We start from the raw sequence: 18,867 nt of genomic DNA on the forward strand, positions 1-18,867 counted from the left end.
TGAGGGACGGCTCCTTTGCTCTCTCTATCAATAGTGAGAGTATTGCTATCGCGTATGCCCTGTTTGTCCAGGGTTGTGCAGCGTAACACCGTCAGGGAAGCTGGGAAATTGGAAACTGCGATCGCCCTTTACATATTTCTATACTTTGCCAACTTTGTGTTCGGGTGCACTTGGTTGGCTACTTTTTTATCAAGTCGTTACTCTCAAAGAATTTTGATAATTCTCCGGCAGCAATTCTCTGCGCTACTTCATTGGGATGTTGGTCAGTTTTGTGTACCCAAAGCTTGGAATCCTGTTGCCCAATGAATCCATTCAATAAATCGACAAACGGAATTTTCAAAGACGCACAATAGTCTTCTATTGTTTTGTGAATATGTCTGAATGGATAGCTATCATCTAGTTTAAAGAGTACAGGGTATACTGCAACTACAAGCTGGAAGTTCTGTTTTTCAGATAGCGTTTTTCCTGTCCTGAGCGCAGTTTTGACAGATTCCCAACCGGCGCTACCTTCTAAATAACCATCTTGGTAATGACGAATCATTTCCTTGTAGAGCATCGGTTTTTCAATGCTGCCGATCAAAGCGTTGATAAAAAATGAGTTTTTTCTAACTTCAGCCAGCACCTTTGGTCTAGAGATAAAGTTAATTGTTCCTGTTCTGTCTGCATCGTTCAAAAATACTACGATTACTACTACGTCTGGTTTGAATTTTATTACATATTCCTCAACCAACTTGATTTGTTCTTTCGTGGATGTTGCTGAAATACCAAAATTTAGAACCTGGGTTTTGGGATATTTGGATTGTATTGCGCGTTCAAAACTTATTGGTAAGGTATCGTTGTCTTTTACACCCATCCCAAGGGTAAAGGAATCACCGAGGAATGCTATCCTGGTTATACCATTAGCTTTCTCAAACGGTAGATCTGCCCCCCGAAATCCTTTGGCATTTATGGTTCCTGACACTTCATTCTTTTCGTTAAAATATCCTCGCGGGTTGTCAGGGTAAGTATATAATAGCTTGCCATTGGGTTGATAAGCATATATTTCTCCTGGGGTGCGTTCCTCCTGCCAGATAACTACCCTAGAATCCCCTATATTTAAGAATCTACAAACTCCTTCTGCTAATAGAAAAGATAGTAGTATGCTAATCACTAACGTATAGAACTCGTCATTTTTAAGACGTTTCTTTGTGACAACAATAATTACCAATAAAAAGATTATAAATGCCGCTAAAGGAAGATCGATAATATAATTCGCAATTCTCATGTATTAGACATATCTTGATTAACGATGAAATTTATTAAAAACTAGGGCGTCGGCGTCGTGCACTCAGGTCCTTCGCCAGTTCTCATTCCTCCTATGATAGTTTCCACGATCGCACATTGCTTACCACCGCCGTTAGCGGGAAAAACAGTAACTTTGAAAGGCAGCGTTGGTCTATTGTTTGGATCGAAAGCACCATTAAACTTAAAAGTGAGGGATTTTTCAGTAGAAGTAAGAGGAGGAACAATAGAAGGAGGAGGATTTTGTTGATCTTGACCAATAAACTCAAGTTTAATAGTACCTGATTTAACTTCACCTCCAGCATCTAACTTCTGCTCACTACCACCTGTAGCTAGTGGCGGTTCAAACTTAACTTTTGGCGGATCAAAAGATGTATCAAATATAATAGTCACATCGCGCTTAGTTCGCTTTGCTTCGCTTTGTGCAAGTCGTAATGATTGGAAAACGCGATCGTTCACAGTGCGAACTCTTTGTCTGTTGATGAATCCTAACCAGCCGGGAGCAGCGATCGAAGCCAATATACCTAACATAATCACCACGACTAGCAATTCTAAAAGCGTGTATCCTGCATCCTTCTTTCTGGATGCTGTTTTTTTGTAATTCCCGCTGACTTTTGTTGCAGAGTTTTGCAAAAATCTTAATAATATTGTGGTTTTCATTGTATTTTCCTTTTTTGATCCAACACCAGCGTACTTAGTAAATTATTCTCAAACACAAGTTAGTTTCCTCGCGAACCCAAACCTTGTACTTGAACTGTTGCTGTTGGGAAATATGCAGAATTGTTAGGGTTATAATCAGCATTATTTTGAATGCGGCGGAGGCTGTTTCCTCTGATAGTAACTCTCACTAAATTTCTAGCACTATCAACACAAGCGTAGAAGTTTGCAGGTGTTGCAGGTATTGAACCTATCTTTAGCGTTTCTTCTGAGATTTCTGTGGTTGTAGCTCCAGTTTGGGTAGTGGGCTTGCCAAGGGCTGTCTTGCATTCTTTATCGTCAGGTGTTGGAAGATTAACAGTATTGTGGTGGATGTAATTAACTAATACATCCTCAGATTCCCAAGAACCGCCTGCTACCATCACCTTTTCTAATGGCTTACTAATGTTAAAAAATGGATTGTAGGCTGGGCTGGGTTCTTGTCCCGTGTAATAAGGATTAGCTGGATCTGCTGGTAGAGGGTCTTTGAGTCCGCCTTTAATTTGATATCGAGCTATACGGGTAGGACACGGAGAGCCTGACTGGCACCAAATAGGGTTCGTATCTTTAACTTGGTAGTACCCAACTAATGATAAAACATAGGTATCGTTACACGGTGTACCTGACTCGCAGGCACTGGGCGCAGGAGTGTTTGCTCCTGTTGGATTAATGGGAAGAACGTTTTTCCGAAGCTGTCGCTTCCAAAATACCAGTATAGGGGTTGCATTTGGAACATTAGGAAGGGGAGTTGGGCTGCCATTAATAGCAGTAATTCCGGCGTTATCGTAAGTATAAATAGCTTGACTCAAATCTTGGGCGATGAAATCAACAGCCGCCTGAATGTCTTGCTCGGTGTTTGCCTTGACTTGTTCCCTCCTGTCGGTATTCAGCATATCGACTACAAAAGCGAGCATCGGCGTGATGATTAAAAATGCCATAACCGTTCCGATCAACAGCTCGATTAGAGTCATGCCCTTTTCTGCTGGATCTTGCGAAGAGCGGTTTTGCCAGTGCTGAGTTTTTAGAAGCAACCTAAGTAAATTTTTCATTGTGACTACTTCCTTTGCCAAGTGACGGGGAACATTTTTAAGTTTGAATGATGAACTTGCATGATTACTTACAGCCATTTGCTCCTATGCGGGAACAGAGCGATCCATAGGAACCCGTTACTGTAGAAGGAGGGATTTCTGTCTGCATTACCGTCACGGGGGCTTTGGGATCTCCCAGTCCCGCTCCCACTATGGATTGAGCTGTTGGTGTCAAAGTACCGCTAGCATCGCCTCTGTAAACCCGCACATTTAAACGGTAGCCTGCTGTTTGCGCCTGCTCAGGAGTAGTGGTAGTAACATCATTTGAGACTCGCACACCCTGAATGCGAAAATCTGTGCTGCCGGTGCAACCGGACTTCCCGTCAAACTCCACACAATACAAATTGCTAACCGACCCAGGAGCACCAGTAGCTGTCCCAGGAAATGCTGTATCTGTCGGTTTAATCGCCCCCGTCCTGAGAGCGTCGATGTAAGCTCTCGCCGCCTGTGTGGCCAATTCCGTCCGCCGCGCTTGTACGCGAGTCGCTACTGAGAAAGCCATCACCGGGGCGATCGCAATCATCAGCACCGAAACGACAATCATCGCTACCAATGACTCGATAATCGTGTAGCCGCCGTCTCGCGACTGTGATAAATTTTGCTGTTGTCTTTGCTTATTCATAAGTTAGAACCCCGGTAATTGCGCTGCAGAAGATTAGTAGGGGAATTTTTCACATTCTCCAGAGGTAACGGAAGAAGTAGCGGGTTTCCTGTCATCTGCCTTAACTCCACACATCAAAGTTTTTACCCATGGGTCATTTCGAGGCACTTCTCGGAAAAACTCGGCCGGTTGACTTCTGCTAGGAGGAGTAGTGAACTTTTGAGTAAATAAATCCGGTGGCTGAGGTAACAAGCCCACGTCATAACCCCAGTTCCGAGTGGGTGGAGTGAAGTAGGGCATCCGTCGTTGGTTACCATCAGTGTTGTATCGGTTTGGAATTCCTAGGTCTAGGGCCGGACTTAACTGATGGAACACGCTTACCATTTTATCGGTTGGAACTGAAGCTGATGGAAGTTCTCCTAGGATTGGCAGAAAGGGGGCCGTGTTATAGGCGCTGCGGTTTAGCTGGATAAAAGAACCCTTGATATTAGTAGGATCGTTCTTCCAGTTTTCCAAGAATCTGGGCAAGTTTTGCAAGCCGCCGTTCGTGTCGCCGGTAGTGCCGTTGAGGTTTTGAGAGGGGGTGTCGCCAGCTCCGATAATGAGATTGAAAGTTGTATTTTCAGCCCGCACCATCCATCCCGTGTTTTTCACAATGTCTCCACCCCCAGGGTTTGCTGCCGTAGCGGTCACATCTCGTATCTGTGGGAACGGCAATAATAGGGGCTGCGTTCCCTGTTGTAACGATAGTGGGTCTGGGGATTCTACTGTTGTTGTTACTCCTAAGACTGGTAGCGGTGTATTGCTGCCGTCTATGGTGCCGGCGATAGTAGCGCTGGTGTTGAGCATATACGGTATAGTCGAGACATCGTAAGTCGGTGTACCGCGAGATCCCGTCGCAAACCACAGAGAATTCTTTCTGGCAGGGTCAACAGCAGGGGGAGTAGACGCAGCAGTAATAGTAGTGCCCGTAGTCATTCCCAAAGGCTGTGGAGTTGCTGCGTCTGGCAACAACTGATGTGATGTAGCATCCCTGTTGAAAGCCACGCGGCGTGGGAATCTCTGCAATCCCGGCGCTGGGGGATCGACCGTCGATCCAGCTTGAAAAGAAGAAGCGTCATTAGGATCGGGTCTGATATACGAAGCAGTCGGTGTACCCGTCGTCAAAGTCGGTGCCCTCAAATTTGCTGCCGGATTGACGAACCACTGGTCATCCGTACACTCAGAAACTGGTAGTCTTGTGCAAACTTCCATGAGATACTCTGGGAAATCCCCGCGACGCTGAACGGGAGTCACAAAGTTGTTGAAGTAAGAGCTTGTACGTTCAACAGGGAGAGGGGCGGTGATGACAGTGGAATAGTTAGCGTCTTTGATCACTGTCGGATCTGTTGTCGAAGTTGCTGCGGGCTTTAAATTGCCATCAGTTAAAAACGCTCCGCTCGAAAGTCCGTTCGTGACAAAGTTATTGTTGAAAAAGCCTCTTTGTCTCCGGCGCAGCACAGCTTCAGATCCCGCATTGTTTCGCAGGTCAAAATCTCCTTCGTTGCGAAAGCCAAAACGATAGTTTCGCGATAGGAGGGTGACAGAATCTGCCAGCACTGTTGCCGGTCTCCAGTAGTCGCCACCGCACTTGGGGAGCCTGGGGTCGCCCTCACGGCAAGCAAAGTTGGGATCTAGTTCACCCTTAGTGCGATCGTAAAAGTTTCCCCAATCAGCAGCTACAGTCCTCGTAAACTCTTCAACTTCGGTAAAAGTTGCTGGTGGACCGCCGGGAGTTGCGGGGGGGATGCGGCCGTGAGGGTTAAATTGGTCTTGAATGTACACGGGCAAGTTCGATACTAAGGTCAGGCCTTTTTCCTTAACTACATTTTCTACCTTTCCCGCTGCATTTGTGGGTGTGTCGCCATTCCGAAATAGATAGTTGCCGTTGATCAAAAGAATGCCGTTTGGCTTGCGGCTGGGGTCCAGGACGCCATCTGTGGGACTGACTTTTTTGCTAGTGGCTTCGTCAATCCCTGTTGCTGTTTTATTGGCAGTACGATCGCTGCGATCGGGCAGCGCATCGTCGCGACTGGCATAGATAATCCCGCTGTTGGGCAGCAACCATTCTCCAGTAGCAAATGTTCCTGTGACTGCTTTGCGGCGTAGGGCGTTCATATTTAGCTGAGTCGCACGAATTTCTAGCGGTTGCCGTTCTTCTAGCGGCTGGTTGTAATTGACTTTTAATCTTGTATCGTTGGTTAGAGGTATCGGCCCGCTGAGTGTAAACGCTTCGTTAATGGTGGGAGTATCACTGTCGTCACGTTCGATCGCCTTAACTTCTCTCCCATTCAAAAATGCTACTTCTTGAATTGCTCCGTGGGGTATTAGGTTGAGATCTGGAGCGATCGCTTTACTGAGAATGTCGATCGCACAGTTTGTTGAGTCGATCGCGGCTTGTTGCGCTAAAGTGCGAGCTTCTGGAGCCACTTGTAAGGCTGTTCTTAATGGTCCATTAGCAAACCGACCGTCGGGGAAGACCAAGTTGGCTTGCATGGCCAAAACTGGGTCGCCACCTGTCAGCAAGCCGCCAGTTCCCGGAGTAGAAAGGCCGGGTCGTCTATCTCTCTTTGGGGGTTCGTAAGTGATACCGTTGTTGGAACCGATGAACGCCTGCCGAGCGCCCAGTGCCGGTTTCTGTCTGTCTTTGTATGGTGCATTCTCACCTTGTCCGCTGACATCAGCCTCTGGACCTCCTAGACTGGTAATATTTCTGGCTGTAAAAGCATTACTTGGGTCATAGTAACTGCTAACACAGGCATACGGCAGTTGGTCTGGTTGAGCTGTACCAGTAATCGAGTCTGGGTTGTAGCTGTTAATTGCGTAATGATAAACAGCCGTTGCCCGCATCCGCAAGTCGCCTTTGGCATACTTTTTAGCTGCGTTTTCTCTAATTCCCGGAAGTAGAGTAGTAGAGGCGGTTGTTATATCTTGCAGGCCCGTACCGTCGGCTATGACTCCTGCAGGCCAAGCTTCCCAAGCACCTGATACGTTGTTGTGTACCTGAGAACCGGGTCCGAGGGGTGACATCGGCATGGTATCGGGCCAGACTACGGGGTATGTTTCAATATCAGTAGTTGCTGGGTCATCGTAAGTCTTGTCACGGCTGAGATCGATACTTACAGATACTTCTGGCCCTCTTTCGCTGGTTGTTGTCCCATCATTACCCCCATCGTTCCATCTGGGTGGTGGCAGGAAGGAGTAAGTGCGATCGTACACCCCTGCACTGGTAATTACCCGCAGACCGCCAGTTCCGTCCAGGGGATTTTTCGGTGTTTGAGCTGCTACTGCTTCCCAGAAACCATCTCTAAAGGGCGGAGTGTCAGAACCGGGTTTTTCTCCCAAACCATTGCCACGGTCTGTTGCTCCCACGTCAGCAAGCTTTGTCAGTTGTGATCTACGGGTGCGAGGACTTTTGTCGTCCCACGTAGCACCCTCAATCTCTTGTTTCTCTGTCGCGCCGAGGAATTTCGATTTGCCATCGTTCCACCGCTGGGCTGGTAAGTTGTTGCCTACTAATACCCTCTCGCCCAACTTTGTTTCGCTCTCCGTAGATTCTATCTTGTCTGGGTCTTTTGACGACAGCAGTTGAGTTGGCAAGAGAGCGAGCTTTGTCGGCCCATTGGTACTCCCTTTGTCCGGAATCACGGTTGTATCTGTAGTTGTAGGAAAACTCCAATCTTTTTTGGGTCTGAGGCTGTCCCCGCTTCCTTCAAGGTAAGTAGTGTAAGGTGTTACCGCCCGCTCGGGTACGTCTAGAGTCTCAGCTCCCAGTGCTACTTCTTTGAAAGGCACTTTCCGCAGCCTTTCTTTGAAATAAGATTCCAGTGCATTCTCGCGGCTCAGGGGCTGTTTGGTGCTACCGACTGGGGGTTTCACTAATAGCTGAACTGATACCGGATCGCCTGTTATATCTGGCTGTGCATCTTTTTGACCCTCTACTAGCGCGTTTAACCGCCTGGAGTAGGCGTTGCTGTTGTAAATTATGTCAAGGCTGGTGTTGCTAACAGACCGATTGTCAGGATCTATTTTTGGTGCGCCTATGTTTGGTTGGTCGGCAATTGGGTTGATTTTCTTGAAAAGATGTACTGTTACGGGTTGTACAGTAAGTGTGGTGTTGCCTGACCAACCGTTTACTACATTACCTGCAACTTGAATTTTGCTATTCTCTTGGTCGTAGAAACAAGATCCTTTGCTGCTAACTTCAAATAATGTGACGCTTTTTGGATCGTTTGTCCCCCCTACTAATAAATTGCTATTTGTCAAAATCCGCCCGTTTAAATTCAGGGCAGGTCCGGGGGATATCTCTAAGTCGTCTTCATAAACTACCGCATTGTTGCTGAGGGGAATGCGAGCTTGGTCTTGTTGGTATTCTAGTGCGGATATGCTGGGAGTTCCTGTGAATGGTACTGCTGGACCTAAGGCAGCTACAGTGGCAGCTTCTGCTGCATCTTTAATCGGTACGTTTACCGTGTAAACAAAAAAACTTTTTCTCAGCTTACCGTCTAGCTTGTACCACCCGGAATCTCCCACTAAGCTAGCGATGCTATCTGTGCCCCCCGACGCGCAACCAGGGTCTAAGGCTCCCAAAGCCATCGGTGGCGTTCTGGCGTCCAGTGGTTTTCTTGACCTTGCAACTGATATATCGCCATTTGCCTCTACCTTGAGGGGAGGATTGCGAAAAAATATTCCGTACAGGGTAAAAGTATCAAATTTGCCATCGTTATTCGTATCGACGGGATATCTCCAAGCTGTATTGATCGCTTCACTTTCTTGGGCTCCGCCTTCCAGCCTTTCAAGGGGTGGTTTTGTAAAATCGTCCCTGCCAGGAGTCAGGCTCGTGCCGTTAATGACGGGATACTTAAGTATCAAGCGTTGCTCGTCACCAAACTTATATAAGTCGCTAGTTCCACTTTCTGACATGATCCGGTACATTTCTGCATCGGAGGGAGTAGATGTCGGCTTTTGGGGGTCTTCGTACAGCAGATACTGAATTTTTGCTTTCGCCCGATCGAGCGCGGGGGTTGCGGCCGCCAGCACCTGCTGGTTGACGCGCACGTTGCGAGCCATATTCGCCCGATCGAACGATCGCAGGACGATCGCCACAGTCAACAAGATTACTACCAGCAACACCATCGTCACCGTCGGCAGCACAAACCCCGCCACCGGCAACTTTGCCCTGCGGCCCATAGCCATGAGGGCTTGCAGCATTGCTCTCATCAGCCGCTTGGCCCCGGATCTGGTAACACCAGCAATCCGCCGCAGCAGCGATACGATAACTTTGGATAATTTGCTCTTAAACATTGACGCCTTCCTGAATAATTTCAGAGATGTTGACACTCCCGGGCCTAAAGGCGTGGGGATTCTTGCTTCGCAGGGATTCCAATGAATTTACCCTCGGCAAGCATCTTAACCCTGTGCCCCACGGCTGCAAGTCCCCTAATTAGAACTACTTGTGCGGCTGCTACATCTCTGTCATTTGTATAGCCGCAATGCTGACACGAGTGAACTCGTTCCGACAACTCTTTTTTTCCTGTCTCACTAAAGCAGTTAGGGCAAATTTGGCTAGTTTTTTTAGCATCTACTTTTTGGAAATACACACCACGTTTAAAGCAAGTGTGTTCCAATATATTAAAGAATTGCCCAAACCCAGCATCTAAACAGTGCTTGCCCAACATCGCCCTAGACAGTCCGATTAAATTAAGGTCTTCGACAAACACCATCCCCGCGTCATTGCAGATTTGATGTGACAATTTGCGATGCCAATCTTTTCGGCAGTTTGCCACATATTCATGCAGCAAAGCGACCTTTTTCTGAGCTTTCTTCCAATTATTTGAGCCGATCTTTTTTCTACTGACGCGCTGTTGCAGCAATTTAAGCTTGCATTCTGCGTCACTAAAAAACTTCATTCTCTTGACCAAAAGCCCTCCAGAAGTTGCAATAAAATTAGTCAACCCCACATCAATTCCTATGGGGTTGCCGTGAGGAATAACATCGGGAATCGAGACATCCCATTGCAACGTCAACATTATATACCAGCCGCTAGACCGCCTAACTACGCAAGCTTGTTTGACGATTGCGCCACCAGGAATAGGGCGCGACTGCCAAAATTTTATGCAGCCGATTACAGGCAATTTAAAAAAGCGGTTGCCTCGATCAAAATTTACACCCAACTGTGGGAAGTTAAAAGACCTCAAAGCTCCCTTTTTTTTAAATCGAGGAAACCCGTGGTTTTGCTCCCACATACTGACAAAAGCTTTTTCCAGTTTACGCAGCGTTTGTTGCAGTACGGCTGCGTTAACTCGCTGCAATGGGAGGCTGGTTTTTCTGTATACTGTTAAAGCTTTGCACTGACTTGAATATGTCGGTCTAGGCGTGTCAGCAGGAATTATGTACTCGGAGCGCAGGGAGCAAGAGTTTATTTGACATTTGCGTGAGTTGTACCAGTCTTTGCGCTCTCTCAGCGCATAGTTGTACACTTTGCGACACTGTTCTAACCAGTCTTCAAAGACTGCTACTTGTGTCGGTGTGGGCTTTAACTTAAATTCAAACGTCAAATTAAACACTTGCTTCACCTCCTTGACTAAATATAGATCAACTCTACAAATCGTCAAAAAATTCCTTATAACCAATTAAAGCCGCCCGCTTATGGGCGTGGCTTTAACCCCGAAAATTTGGTAGTTACTGCTGGACAGTACGATCCTAAATTTATCATTCCCACTTTCGACAACTTTCATATCAACCCCTTGTACAAATTCACATAACGTGTTATCTGGCTAACAAATAAAATTTCCAAACCCACAAGCAAGCTCACCGCCGATATATTTTTCCCGATAAATTTACCCCGCAAGGATTTCGGATCGGGAACTCCACTCTAGTCTAGTTCGATCGAGATGTCAGTGCCCAGCGGCCTCTTCACTCGTCGATTTTAGATTTTAGATTGAGGAATCAGTGATGACGATCGCGGTTTGGGGCTGGCAAAGCATCAAAGACAGGACACGGCAATGGCGTTTCCCTACCCAAAAACGGCTATAAAAGTGCGATCGAATTTTAGTTGTGCGATCGCCCGCAGGCACCGCCCCGCCTCCTCCAACCCCAAGGCGCGATCGAATGTCCGCGATGTCCAAAAGTACGCGCGGCAAGGCTATCCCGAATAGCGATCGCCCGCCAACAGCGATCGAAGGGCGATCGTACTCATCAAAGGAAGGTAAGATTCGGTATTTGGAGTTATACCACTTGCATATAAACTTAAACTAGAGTTGAAGTTTTCGCAGATTGCCACTAAAATTAAATAACCAACAACCACATAAATTATAACAGCCACTAATTTTAAATATGGACTTTAAAATCAAACATGAAGAAGACTTGAAAAAAGTTCCCACAATCGAAGAAGCCCTTAAAACATTTTCTGTCAGGTGGCCGAACATTAAAAGTAATTCCGATTCCAGTCCAGTATTTATATTTTCTGCTGGTTGGAGGTCAGGGTCAACTCTTTTGCAAAGGTTAGTGATGTCATCGGGTTCTATCATCGTATGGGGTGAACCCTACGGTCGCTCAGGACTAATCGACCATTTATCTAGCCCGCTCAAATCAATTACTGATACCTATCCTGCTGCTGAATGGTTCATTGATGAAGTTTTAAGCGATCGGGCTCCACTGTCTGACTTGGCTGGTGAATGGATTGCCAACCTTTATCCAGACATAAATTACTTACTTGAATCTCATATTGCCTTCTTGGTAAATCATTTTGAAAAACCCGCAAAGGCAAGGGGAATTGTGCGGTGGGGACTAAAAGAAGTGAGGTTGACTATCGATCACGCTATTTACTTAAAATGGCTGTTTCCCAAGGCAAAATTCTTATTTTTGTATAGAAATCCTTATAATGCTTATGCTTCTTTTCAGGGTTTTTACTGGTACAAAAAATGGCCGAACGAGCCTGTATACACACCAGAGCAGTTTGGATTGCACTGGACTAATTTACTTCAAGGATACATTGCAGACAGTCATAAAGTAAATGGAATGCTAATAAAATATGAAGAGTTATGCAATGAAAACTTTAATTTTACTGAGTTAGAAAGTTATTTAGAACTCAAGCTCAATAAAACGACAATCGAAAAAGTCATATACAGTACAAAGCGTCAGGCAGCGCCCGAAGAATTGAGATTATTAAATAGTGTGGTAAATCCTTTAGCTAGAGAGCTTGGTTATGAGCTGGTGGAGTGAAAAATCGCATAAAATTGTCACTGAAAACATAATTTCGATCGCCCAATCAGAGATTAGCCCAATTGTGCGATCGAGACTTCGACTGGGACTAAATTTTACGCCATATCCGCAGGGAAACGGTACGGCGCCGTGTCCTCCTCCAACCTATCCCATAGGGAATCCCCGCCCACAAATATCAACCAGCGGCGGTAGCATTTGCTTGCAGAGGCTCAATTTCCTCCGGCGCAGCGTAACGGCGCGCGTCATTAAAACTGCCCGCAGCCAGCCAATTAGGATTTTGTGCCGCCTCGCAACCAATCACGTAAAGCGAAGATTCGTTAAATGCAGCCCAGAGAGCATCACAAGCCTGTTTATCCATCAGTGAATCTGCGATCGGGCGATCGTGAATCACAGCAAACAAATCAAACTCGTTGCGTTTTGGATTCCACTGGTATTGCAAACTAGGATCGTAACCCATTTCGATCAATTGTGCGATCGCGCGATCGGGCGTACATCCATCCAAGTGCACCCGATTCAGATAGATAGACACTTGAACGTACTCATCTTTCGGAGGTAGCAGTCGGTAATTCGAGTTAGTCATCATTATTGGTCTCCGTGCAGTAGTAATAAGAGTGGCCTGCAATATCGGGGCGTTTTTCAGCCTTCATTTGTTGCTGAGCACATCGACGCTTAGCGTAAAGGTCTTTTTCAATTTCAGTCTCGCCCGGGGCATAAAAAGGACGGTGAGGAAGCAGTTCGGCTTCTAAATCTTCCCAAGATTTCTCAGGGTTGTCTGAATCTCTCAACATTTGTCCCTCGCGGTTGGTTCGAGGATGCCGTTTATTCGATATAGTCGATCGGTCATCAGTCTGTTTCCTCAGTTTTGGTGGCCGTCTTGATGCGCTAGGGTTCAGACTCTGGCGAGGTTGCTTGTATCTCTAGCCATTGCTTCATCAGCAAACCAACGACTTCACTCATCGGTTTTTCTTGAGCCGTACAAGCTAGTTTGAATTGCAACTTTAGCTTTTTGTCTACGTAAACGCTCAGTTCAGCCATGTCAGGTGGAATTTTTTTAGCCATATCTCTCAAACGCGCATATCTGCATTCTCGCATCTGGCGATCGAGAAAGAGTTACTACGTATTGCGCGCAATCTCGTTAAACGCAATAATAGCACGATCAGCTAAAAAACCACAACCGCGCGGAGTTAGACGATTCAAATACAGGACACGGCAGTGCCGTTTCCCTACTAAAAACCGTTATATTGATCCACATATATCATCACCAATCCATGAAACAACCCTCCAAACCCCCCGATTTCATCATCATCGGCGTCCAAAAAGGCGGCACAACATCCCTGTACAACTACCTGATCCAACATCCCCAAATCGCCCCCGCCGCCCAAAAAGAAATCCATTATTTCGACCTCAACTTCGACAAAAGCCCCGACTGGTATTATTCCCAATTTCCCCAAGCACAAAGTGGGGAACACCTGCTAACCGGAGAAGCCAGCCCCTACTATATTTTTCATCCCCGAGTCGCCCAGCGCATTCACGATTTATGTCCGAAAGTTAAAATCATCGCCCTGCTGAGAAACCCAGTAGAACGCGCAATTTCCCACTATCATTACTACATAAAAATTGGCTACGAATCGCTATCTCTCGAAAGTGCGATCGCCCACGAACCCGAAAGACTCAAAGGCGAAATCGAAAAAATCCTAGCGAGTCCAACCTACGAAAGTTACAACCACCGCCACTACACATATCTGGGCCGCGGCATTTACGCCGACCAACTTCCAGCGTGGATGCAGCTATTTCCCAAATCACAACTTTTAATCCTCAAAAGCGAAGATTTGTATGTTAATCCTTGCGGCACATACAACAGCGTGTTAGAATTTATAGGCTCGCCGCCGCACGAATTAGAAACCTACGAAAAGTACAATTCCAACCAATATCCGCCGGTCAGCGAGACAGTATACGAGCAATTGAGGGCATATTATCGATCGCCCAATCAGAGATTAACTCAATTGTGCGATCGAGACTTCGGTTGGGACTAAAAGGTACGTAGTTGCGCTTGAGCGCTCTTTGAGAGATGTATCAAAATACGAGTAATTGAGGGAATACGATCGATCGCCCAATCAGAGATTAACTCAATTGTGCGATCGAGACGGAGGCTGGGACTAAAAGGTACGTAGTTGCGCTTCAGCGCTCTTTGAGAGATGTATCAAAATACGAGTAATTGAGGGAATACGATCGATCGCCCAATCAGAGATTAGCTCAATTGTCGCTCTTTGAGAGATGTATCAAAATACGAGTAATTGAGGGAATACGATCGATCGCCCAATCAGAGATTAGCTCAATTGTGCGATCGAGACGGAGGCTGGGACTAAATTGCACAGCCGTAAGGTACGTAGTTCCGCGAAAAGCGCTCTTTCTCATATATCTCAAAGAGCGCTCAAGCGCAACAACATACCTTTATTAGGGACACGGCAGTGCCGTGTCCCTACCTGTTGCAAAAAATGCTTGACATTCCTACCACTCTATGCTAGGTTAACGAATAGTCTTGTATTTAATCAGTAATCCCATCGCTTCACCTATGTTCGCAACCAACAGCTATTTTTATTTTTGGCATACCCAAGTTCGCCCGGAGTGAATTTACAGATTGCTGTGAACATCCGGGCGAACCGCAGACTAACACCTGCGGTTTTGTTTTTTTCTAGCTTTTTTCCCAACCACCAATCATCACAAGCGCAAACAGCAATGACATTATTCAGTAACTGGTATTACGGCTTTTATTTTTGGCCCCGCAGGAGTTCTGGGTAAATTGTCGTGCTGTCTTTTCGCGCCAACCCGGAACTCCTTAAAGGTTCCGGGTTTTTTATTGTCAACCAATCACTCGATTTTTTAGGAGAATTCCATCATGTTAGAAGCCAAACTCGCAACCAAATCTCATCCCGAACACCAAACTATTGTCAAACTATCAGAAACAGTCTCAGTCGGCGGCACAGAATTGTTAATCGTAGGCGGCCCCTGTACCGTCGAAAGTTCAGAACAAATGGAGACAGTCGCCAGCAAACTCTCAGTCGCACCGGTGCAGGCTTTGCGGGGGGGAGTCTACAAACCCCGCACTTCTCCCTACGCTTTCCAGGGGATGGGAATTGAGGGACTGGAAATTTTAGCTGATGTCAGCCGGCGTTACGGTTTACCCGTGGTGACAGAGGTAATGTCGATCGCCCAAATCGATCCGGTTGTCGCCTATGCTGATATGCTGCAAGTAGGCAGTCGCAATATGCAAAATTTTGAGTTACTAAAGGCGATCGGTCAAGCCGGAAAACCAGTCTTACTAAAACGCGGTTTGTCAGCCACGATTGAAGAATTTGTGATGGCCGCCGAATACATTCTCAGCCACGGAAATCCCGATGTAGTTCTGTGCGAAAGAGGCATCCGCAGCTTCGACAATTACACCCGCAATGTCTTAGATTTAGGTACAGTCGTAGCGCTAAAACAGTTAACTCATTTGCCAGTAATTGTAGATCCTTCTCACGCCGCCGGCAAGCGAGAATTAGTCGCACCTCTAGCAAAAGCAGCGGTTGCTTGCGGTGCTGACGGGTTAATTGTTGAGTGTCACCCGCAACCGGAAAAATCGGTTTCTGACGCGCGGCAAGCTCTTTCTTTGCCGGATATGATTGATTTAGTCGCAAGTTTGCGGCCTGTGGCGGCGGCCGTCGGGCGGTTCGTACCGGAGGCTAAGTCATTAGTTATTAGTCATTAGTTATTAGTCATTAGTCATTGGTTATTGGTCATTAGTCATTAGTCATTAGTCATTGGACTTAATATTTCTTTCAAGAAAAGTTGGACGGGCTAGAAGCCCATCCCACAAACTTTTTTTTCTTGTGGGATGGGCTTCTAGCCCGTCCCAAAAACAGACTTCTAGCCCATCCCACAAATTTTTTTTCTTGTGGGATGGGCTTCTAGCCTGTCCCAAAAACCGAAATTTGATTAAAATAAAAGCAGAATCAATCCTGTCATCTACAAGATATCGCTTAATTATGGCACTCAAACTTCATGTTCCCTCGATCGTCTGTTCCGGCTGCGGAAACACTATTACCGAAGCCATCAAAACCGTGGAACCGGAAGCTAAGATTGATGTGGATTTAGCGGCCAAGACTGTGACTGTGGAAGCTAAAGCCTCGGAAGAGTCTATTAAACAAGCTGTGGTTGCTTCCGGTCACACTGTTCTAGAAGCCTAATAGTAGGATAACCCCTGGTTGGCAGTCAGGGCTGATGTACAGATAATCGCTTGCATGAATCTTTGGTTGGGGAGGGCGAGTTTACACATATTCTGGATGTGCATCATAGATGTTGGTGAACTCGCCCCTACAGCATCCGCGCATAGACAACTGACAACTGACAACTGACAACTGACAACCAACAACTGACTAATTAAGATTCTTCGTCCAAATGTTCGGCGACTGCTTGGTAAAGTTCTAAAACGTGCCGATCGAGTAAACTATAAAAAACTTGTCTGCCAACTTTGCGATAACTTACCAACCGTATCGCCCGCAACGCCCGCAACTGGTGCGATACAGCCGATTCGCTCATGCTCAAAACCGCCGCCAAGTCGCACACGCACAATTCTTGTTTTGCTAACACTGACAGTAATCGCAGCCGATTCGCATCTCCCAAAAGACTGAAAAACTCTGCCATCCGCTGGGCTTTTGCTGTGTTCAGCACTTGTGTTTGGATGTCTCCAACCCGTGAACTTTCAACTACGTGCGATCGCCCGCAGGTTGGTGTATCGTTTTCTTGGTCAGGCTGACTTATCGCTCCGTTAACAGCAGACTTCGGTGACATCTTTTCCCGGCTGATTTTAATTCTCATTTTCATATTAGCGCGATCGACCCACCTTTTGTTACAAAACTTTTACATCTCCTTGACATATATCTGAATATATGTTCAGATATTAATAGAGCGAAACACACCAGGAGAATTTAAAATGACCACTGTCACCCAAATGAAATGCGCGTGCCCTTCTTGTTTGTGCGTTGTCAGCCTCACTGAAGCGATCGAAAAAAGCGGCAAATCCTACTGTTCGACTGCTTGCGCTGACGGACACCCCAACGGTAGCGGCTGCGGCCACATCGGCTGCGAGTGCAGCAAATAAATATTCCGATTCCAAAAAGGTTAAGGAACCTCTGTAAAAATATATCTAAGGGGAGATGCGAACAGCGCATTTCCCAATTTTTGTGTTTTTAGGTTAAATTGAGGTTAAAATACGGGTAATCAAAGGTTAAAAGTAGTTTAATCGACTAAGTACACAGGGAAAAATCACAATTGTTACCTGGGGAATGCAATCAAAGTAAGTTAGCGTCGCAATACTAAGTGCAAAGACTACTATTAATAGCAGAGACAGAACCAAAAGTTGAATTAGGAGGGGGCAATGAAAGAGCGGGAAGATTTTTTACATCCTCGCAGTCGCTACTACGGTGATTTCACGCCTGAAAACTTGGCGTTTAATGCCAACTTGCAGGAATTTGCTCAGAAAATAACTTATATTTGCTCTCTGGAAACAGGGGGTAAAATTAGCGCCGAGAAAGCCTATAAAGATATTAAGGCGCTTTGGAAAGACTTAAAATCGTCTAAGAAGCAATTGGGAATTGGACAAAAACCCCCCAGTACCGATGACGGCAATTTGCCTTAAATTCATCGCAGATAAGACGGCGGTTGAAACCACACCTATAAAAACCAAGTCCGCACTTCGAGTTCGCGAGCGCGACCGCCTCCGCGGTGTAAAGAAAATAATATAATTTTAACTGTCTTCAAACCGCGGAGGCGGTTTTTGTTTGTCTAGACGCGGTTTCAACCGCCGACTTTTCTATGGTTTAGAAGTTGGTGCTACTTCTCCTGCAAACCGAGTACAATTGCCGCCGAGGCCGGAGGTAATTGCACAAGTATTAGTTTTTAGCATTCCTTCATAGGTATCAGCGCCAGTACCTCGGCCGCCCAACTCGTCGCTATAAAGTTCTTTGTCGGAAATTTTGACATTTGCTTCCCTCGCTACAGTCTGCATTAATTTCGGATTAGTCGTGGTTTCTACAAAAATTGTCGGAACTCCTGCTGTCTTAATTTCTGATGATAATTCGGCAATTCTGGCGGCTGTGGGCTGTTCCTCTGTTGTCACTCCCTGCAAAACTCCCGCAATCTCTAATCCGTAAGCATTGGCATAGTAACTCAGGGCATCGTGAGTTGTAACTAATTTGCGTTTTTGGGCAGGAATTGTCGCTATTTGTGCTTTAATCCAAGTATCTATTTTGGCTAAATCATCTGTTAATTTTGTGGCATTTGTGGTATATAGTTGAGCATTGCTTGGGGAAACTTTGATCAATTCATCGCGAATTGTTTCTACCATGCGGATACCATTTTTAGGATTGTGCCAAACGTGAGGATCGGGGACTTTTTCTTCGGTGGCGTGGGACTTTTCTTGTTCTTTCTCTTTCCCGTGTTCGTGTTCGCCCATCAACGGTTTGGGAACGGCGAGTTCGTGTACGGCGATTTTGGGTGCGGAATTACTGCTGGATTTAATTAATTTAATGATGCTGGGTTCGTGGTTGTAGCCGCCGTATAAAATTAGATTTGCTGTTTCAATGACTTTGCGGTCTTCTGGCTTGGTTTGGTAGGCGTGGGGGTCTTCTCCGGGTTCGATTAGACAGGTGGTGTCGATCGAACTTTGAGCAATTTCCTTAGTAATGTCGCAGATGACACCAGTCGTAGCTACCACTTTTGGCAAATTGGTGGCGGGAGTTGCTTGAGTTTGAGTGGTGGCGGGACTCTGGGGTGTGGGATTCTTTGCTTGGGGGCTAGAAGTACACCCAACCAGTCCGCAGGCGATCGCCAAAACCGCCACACCGCACAATTTGCTGCTTTTTTCCGTCAAGTTTTTTAACATTTCACCTTTGGAACGAT

The 18,867-nt window shown here is 46.2% G+C and carries 19 protein-coding genes; 7 read left to right on the top strand and 12 right to left on the bottom strand.

From position 1 onward, the window contains the following. Positions 1–178: 178 nt before the first annotated feature. The 6 genes from JGK07_RS27280 to JGK07_RS27305 form a co-directional block, all read right to left on the bottom strand. Entirely contained in the window at positions 179–1,264 is a 1,086-nt protein-coding gene (locus JGK07_RS27280; RefSeq protein WP_293226395.1) for an SGNH/GDSL hydrolase family protein, read from the bottom strand. 41 nt (positions 1,265–1,305) lie between these two features. Continuing rightward, positions 1,306–1,941 carry a prepilin-type N-terminal cleavage/methylation domain-containing protein gene (locus tag JGK07_RS27285; protein WP_293226398.1) on the bottom strand — a complete coding sequence of 212 codons (636 nt, stop codon included), beginning with the start codon at positions 1,939–1,941 and terminating at the stop codon, positions 1,306–1,308. Between the two features lie 59 nt (positions 1,942–2,000). Further along, the gene (gene hpsC / locus JGK07_RS27290; RefSeq protein ID WP_293226401.1) at positions 2,001–3,026 is read right to left on the bottom strand and encodes a hormogonium polysaccharide secretion pseudopilin HpsC; all 1,026 of its coding nucleotides are present in this window, start codon (positions 3,024–3,026) and stop codon (positions 2,001–2,003) included. A gap of 64 nt (positions 3,027–3,090) precedes the next feature. Further along, the gene (locus JGK07_RS27295) at positions 3,091–3,687 is read right to left on the bottom strand and encodes a prepilin-type N-terminal cleavage/methylation domain-containing protein (protein ID WP_293226404.1); all 597 of its coding nucleotides are present in this window, start codon (positions 3,685–3,687) and stop codon (positions 3,091–3,093) included. Between the two features lie 33 nt (positions 3,688–3,720). Further along, positions 3,721–9,009 (bottom strand): hormogonium polysaccharide biosynthesis protein HpsA, encoded by a 5,289-nt coding sequence (gene hpsA / locus JGK07_RS27300; RefSeq protein WP_293226407.1) that lies wholly within the window; start codon positions 9,007–9,009, stop codon positions 3,721–3,723. A gap of 44 nt (positions 9,010–9,053) precedes the next feature. Then, positions 9,054–10,271, bottom strand: coding sequence for a transposase (locus JGK07_RS27305; protein WP_293181426.1), 1,218 nt, complete (start codon positions 10,269–10,271; stop codon positions 9,054–9,056). Positions 10,272–10,709: 438 nt separating this feature from the next. Between JGK07_RS27305 and JGK07_RS27310 the strand changes: the two genes are divergently transcribed. Further along, a complete protein-coding gene (locus JGK07_RS27310; RefSeq protein WP_293208634.1) occupies positions 10,710–10,862 on the top strand; it encodes a hypothetical protein in 153 nt (50 codons plus the stop codon). On the opposite strand, the gene JGK07_RS27315 is transcribed toward JGK07_RS27310, so the two are convergent. Beyond that, positions 10,850–11,029 carry a hypothetical protein gene (locus JGK07_RS27315; RefSeq protein ID WP_293181432.1) on the bottom strand — a complete coding sequence of 60 codons (180 nt, stop codon included), beginning with the start codon at positions 11,027–11,029 and terminating at the stop codon, positions 10,850–10,852. The genes JGK07_RS27310 and JGK07_RS27315 overlap by 13 nt on opposite strands. 11 nt (positions 11,030–11,040) lie before the next feature. Between JGK07_RS27315 and JGK07_RS27320 the strand changes: the two genes are divergently transcribed. Then, complete coding sequence (locus JGK07_RS27320; RefSeq protein WP_293181435.1) at positions 11,041–11,928, top strand: sulfotransferase; 888 nt, start codon at positions 11,041–11,043, stop codon at positions 11,926–11,928. Positions 11,929–12,103: 175 nt separating this feature from the next. On the opposite strand, the gene JGK07_RS27325 is transcribed toward JGK07_RS27320, so the two are convergent. The 3 genes from JGK07_RS27325 to JGK07_RS27335 all read right to left on the bottom strand — a co-directional run bounded on the left by JGK07_RS27325 (position 12,104) and on the right by JGK07_RS27335 (position 12,987). After that, positions 12,104–12,511 carry a hypothetical protein gene (locus tag JGK07_RS27325; protein WP_293226410.1) on the bottom strand — a complete coding sequence of 136 codons (408 nt, stop codon included), beginning with the start codon at positions 12,509–12,511 and terminating at the stop codon, positions 12,104–12,106. Further along, positions 12,501–12,716, bottom strand: a complete 216-nt coding sequence (locus JGK07_RS27330) for a hypothetical protein (RefSeq protein WP_106147397.1) — start codon at positions 12,714–12,716, stop codon at positions 12,501–12,503. The genes JGK07_RS27325 and JGK07_RS27330 overlap by 11 nt, the downstream gene beginning before the upstream one ends. A 94-nt stretch (positions 12,717–12,810) precedes the next feature. Next, a complete protein-coding gene (locus JGK07_RS27335; protein ID WP_293193558.1) occupies positions 12,811–12,987 on the bottom strand; it encodes a hypothetical protein in 177 nt (58 codons plus the stop codon). Between the two features lie 209 nt (positions 12,988–13,196). Between JGK07_RS27335 and JGK07_RS27340 the strand changes: the two genes are divergently transcribed. From JGK07_RS27340 to JGK07_RS27350, 3 genes are all read left to right on the top strand, one after another. Continuing rightward, positions 13,197–13,961 (top strand): sulfotransferase domain-containing protein, encoded by a 765-nt coding sequence (locus JGK07_RS27340; protein WP_293226414.1) that lies wholly within the window; start codon positions 13,197–13,199, stop codon positions 13,959–13,961. An 863-nt stretch (positions 13,962–14,824) separates the two neighbouring features. Next, positions 14,825–15,676: a 3-deoxy-7-phosphoheptulonate synthase gene (gene aroF, locus JGK07_RS27345; protein ID WP_293212997.1), complete on the top strand. Its 852-nt coding sequence runs from the start codon at positions 14,825–14,827 to the stop codon at positions 15,674–15,676. Positions 15,677–15,953: 277 nt separating this feature from the next. After that, the gene (locus JGK07_RS27350; RefSeq protein WP_293146624.1) at positions 15,954–16,154 is read left to right on the top strand and encodes a heavy-metal-associated domain-containing protein; all 201 of its coding nucleotides are present in this window, start codon (positions 15,954–15,956) and stop codon (positions 16,152–16,154) included. A gap of 193 nt (positions 16,155–16,347) precedes the next feature. Here JGK07_RS27350 and JGK07_RS27355 read toward each other — a convergent pair whose 3' ends face one another. After that, the gene (locus JGK07_RS27355; RefSeq protein ID WP_293185119.1) at positions 16,348–16,758 is read right to left on the bottom strand and encodes a metalloregulator ArsR/SmtB family transcription factor; all 411 of its coding nucleotides are present in this window, start codon (positions 16,756–16,758) and stop codon (positions 16,348–16,350) included. Between the two features lie 142 nt (positions 16,759–16,900). Between JGK07_RS27355 and JGK07_RS27360 the strand changes: the two genes are divergently transcribed. Beyond that, positions 16,901–17,068, top strand: a complete 168-nt coding sequence (locus tag JGK07_RS27360; RefSeq protein WP_293185067.1) for a metallothionein — start codon at positions 16,901–16,903, stop codon at positions 17,066–17,068. A gap of 276 nt (positions 17,069–17,344) precedes the next feature. After that, entirely contained in the window at positions 17,345–17,605 is a 261-nt protein-coding gene (locus JGK07_RS27365; RefSeq protein ID WP_293185068.1) for a hypothetical protein, read from the top strand. 174 nt (positions 17,606–17,779) lie between these two features. On the opposite strand, the gene JGK07_RS27370 is transcribed toward JGK07_RS27365, so the two are convergent. Next, positions 17,780–18,850: a zinc ABC transporter substrate-binding protein gene (locus JGK07_RS27370; protein ID WP_293185070.1), complete on the bottom strand. Its 1,071-nt coding sequence runs from the start codon at positions 18,848–18,850 to the stop codon at positions 17,780–17,782. Positions 18,851–18,867: the final 17 nt, after the last annotated feature.

Source organism: Microcoleus sp. PH2017_24_DOB_U_A, assembly GCF_020738205.1.
Taxonomy (GTDB): Bacteria; Cyanobacteriota; Cyanobacteriia; order Cyanobacteriales; family Microcoleaceae; genus Microcoleus.

Bases quoted from the DNA above. Each gene is read 5' to 3' on its own strand.
- JGK07_RS27280 (WP_293226395.1), bottom strand. From the start codon at position 1,264: ATGAGAATTGCGAATTATATTATCGATCTTCCTTTAGCGGCATTTATA.
- JGK07_RS27285 (WP_293226398.1), bottom strand. From the start codon at position 1,941: ATGAAAACCACAATATTATTAAGATTTTTGCAAAACTCTGCAACAAAA.
- hpsC (WP_293226401.1), bottom strand. From the start codon at position 3,026: ATGAAAAATTTACTTAGGTTGCTTCTAAAAACTCAGCACTGGCAAAAC.
- JGK07_RS27295 (WP_293226404.1), bottom strand. From the start codon at position 3,687: ATGAATAAGCAAAGACAACAGCAAAATTTATCACAGTCGCGAGACGGC.
- hpsA (WP_293226407.1), bottom strand. From the start codon at position 9,009: ATGTTTAAGAGCAAATTATCCAAAGTTATCGTATCGCTGCTGCGGCGG.
- JGK07_RS27310 (WP_293208634.1), top strand. From the start codon at position 10,710: ATGGCGTTTCCCTACCCAAAAACGGCTATAAAAGTGCGATCGAATTTT.
- JGK07_RS27320 (WP_293181435.1), top strand. From the start codon at position 11,041: ATGGACTTTAAAATCAAACATGAAGAAGACTTGAAAAAAGTTCCCACA.
- JGK07_RS27325 (WP_293226410.1), bottom strand. From the start codon at position 12,511: ATGATGACTAACTCGAATTACCGACTGCTACCTCCGAAAGATGAGTAC.
- JGK07_RS27330 (WP_106147397.1), bottom strand. From the start codon at position 12,716: ATGTTGAGAGATTCAGACAACCCTGAGAAATCTTGGGAAGATTTAGAA.
- JGK07_RS27335 (WP_293193558.1), bottom strand. From the start codon at position 12,987: ATGGCTAAAAAAATTCCACCTGACATGGCTGAACTGAGCGTTTACGTA.
- JGK07_RS27340 (WP_293226414.1), top strand. From the start codon at position 13,197: ATGAAACAACCCTCCAAACCCCCCGATTTCATCATCATCGGCGTCCAA.
- aroF (WP_293212997.1), top strand. From the start codon at position 14,825: ATGTTAGAAGCCAAACTCGCAACCAAATCTCATCCCGAACACCAAACT.
- JGK07_RS27350 (WP_293146624.1), top strand. From the start codon at position 15,954: ATGGCACTCAAACTTCATGTTCCCTCGATCGTCTGTTCCGGCTGCGGA.
- JGK07_RS27355 (WP_293185119.1), bottom strand. From the start codon at position 16,758: ATGTCACCGAAGTCTGCTGTTAACGGAGCGATAAGTCAGCCTGACCAA.
- JGK07_RS27360 (WP_293185067.1), top strand. From the start codon at position 16,901: ATGACCACTGTCACCCAAATGAAATGCGCGTGCCCTTCTTGTTTGTGC.
- JGK07_RS27365 (WP_293185068.1), top strand. From the start codon at position 17,345: ATGAAAGAGCGGGAAGATTTTTTACATCCTCGCAGTCGCTACTACGGT.
- JGK07_RS27370 (WP_293185070.1), bottom strand. From the start codon at position 18,850: ATGTTAAAAAACTTGACGGAAAAAAGCAGCAAATTGTGCGGTGTGGCG.